1 protein-coding gene is annotated in these 681 nt (G+C 74.3%); it reads right to left on the bottom strand.

Annotated features, from left to right (window positions below):
• Positions 1 to 168: 168 nt before the first annotated feature.
• Positions 169 to 681: acetyl-CoA C-acyltransferase (locus KUM32_RS41175; RefSeq protein ID WP_217146765.1), on the bottom strand; the 513-nt coding region annotated here is incomplete at its 5' end.

Below are 681 nucleotides of genomic sequence, written 5' to 3'. Positions count from 1 at the left end.
CTCCGACACCCCCCGGCCCCGCCCCGCGCCGGGTGGCGCGGGGCGCGGGAGTCGCGCATGTCACACGGGGGCGCGCGACGGGGGCGCACGGCGGGGCGTGCGAGCCACGCGCGGCCGGGAGGGCGGCGGGCCTGGGCCCGTGGTGGTCGGGCCCCTCGCGGCCCGGGCTCAGCTCAGCCGCTCGATGACCATGGCCATGCCCTGCCCACCGCCCACGCACATGGTCTCCAGGCCGAACTGCTTGTCGTGCCACTGGAGCGAGTTGATCAGGGTGCCGGTGATCCGGGCCCCGGTCATGCCGAAGGGGTGGCCGACGGCGATGGCGCCACCGTTCACGTTGAGCCGGTCCAGGTCGATGCCGAGGTCCCGGTAAGACGGGATGACCTGGGCCGCGAACGCCTCGTTGATCTCGACCAGGTCGATGTCGCCGATCGTCAGGCCCGCGCGCTTGAGGGCCTGCCGGGACGCCTCGACCGGGCCGTACCCCATGATCTCGGGGGACAGGGCGGAGACGCCCGTGGAGACGATGCGGGCGAGCGGGGTCAGGCCCAGCTCGCGCGCCTTGGTGTCGGACATGATCACCAGCGCCGCGGCGCCGTCGTTGAGCGGACAGCAGTTGCCCGCGGTGACCAGCCCGTCGGGGCGGAAGACCGGCTTGAGGCCCTGCACGCCCTCCAGCGT

The sequence above is a fragment of the Streptomyces sp. AC627_RSS907 genome (assembly GCF_019049165.1).
The sequence above is the reverse complement of the archived record's forward strand: the minus strand, read 5'-3'. Positions and strand labels throughout refer to the sequence as shown.